Annotated in this window: 2 protein-coding genes; one reads left to right on the top strand and one right to left on the bottom strand. The window is 51.8% G+C overall.

The genetic code is table 11. The features are described from left to right. Positions 1–131: 131 nt before the first annotated feature. Positions 132–674 (top strand): D-glycero-beta-D-manno-heptose 1,7-bisphosphate 7-phosphatase, encoded by a 543-nt coding sequence (gmhB, locus tag LG30_RS0114620; RefSeq protein WP_033131433.1) that lies wholly within the window; start codon positions 132–134, stop codon positions 672–674. Positions 675–684: 10 nt separating this feature from the next. Here gmhB and LG30_RS22770 read toward each other — a convergent pair. Then, positions 685–928, bottom strand: a 244-nt coding sequence (locus LG30_RS22770; RefSeq protein ID WP_238566438.1) for a hypothetical protein, incomplete at its 5' end; no start/stop codon positions are given.

The raw sequence follows: 928 nt of genomic DNA on the forward strand, positions 1-928 counted from the left end.
CTAGCGTAATCGCTTAATCGATTCGCTATCTGCACACATAAAAGGGGTGGCTTCGGCCGCCCCTTTTACTTTTTGGGGCTTTATCTGCCCTGTGAGATACTTTTCAAACATCCATTACCGAGGTAGTCCCCGTGAGTAAGCCCGCCATTTTTCTGGACAGAGACGGTGTCATCAATGAAGACACTGGTTATGTCAGCCAGGTCGATGACTTCCATTTCCTGCCCGGTGTGATCGATGCCATGCAACTGCTTAAGCAGAAAGGCTACCAGTTGATCGTGGTCACCAACCAGTCCGGTATCGCGCGCGGTTACTTCAGTGAAGATGACTTCATGAACCTCACCGAATGGATGGATTGGTCACTGGCTGATCGGGGTGTGGATCTCGATGGTATCTACTTCTGCCCCCATCACCCGGATCATGGCGCGCCCTGTGATTGTCGTAAACCGGCACCAGGCATGTTGTTGTTGGCACAGCAGGAGCTGGGCATCGACATGAGCCGCTCTTATATGGTGGGTGACAAGCCTTCCGACCTGAGTGCAGCAATGAATGCCAAGGTTGGCCACAAAGTCATGGTGCGTACAGGCAAACCAATCACGGATGCAGGCATGGCATTGGCCGATGCCGTTTATGACAATCTGCACGATTTTGCTGTTTCTGTGCCGGCGGCACACTGATTTCGACTGCTTAACACCCAAGCTGATGGCTTTGTGAGCGAACGCGCGACGAAAGCCATATTTTTGCAATTAACCCCTTGCCAGCAAGTTTCAACTCCCTATAATGCGCCTCCATCGACAGGGCAAGCGGCAACGCAGTTAAGCCAGTCGGTGCCTCGAAAAGCCTTTGAAAATAAGGCTTGACTCGAGAAGGCGGTTGAGTAGAATGCCACTCCCGCAGCGACGAAACGTTGCAACGCTCTTTAACAATTTGA

The organism is Aeromonas aquatica, from assembly GCF_000764655.1.
GTDB classification, from domain to species: Bacteria; Pseudomonadota; Gammaproteobacteria; order Enterobacterales; family Aeromonadaceae; genus Aeromonas; species Aeromonas aquatica.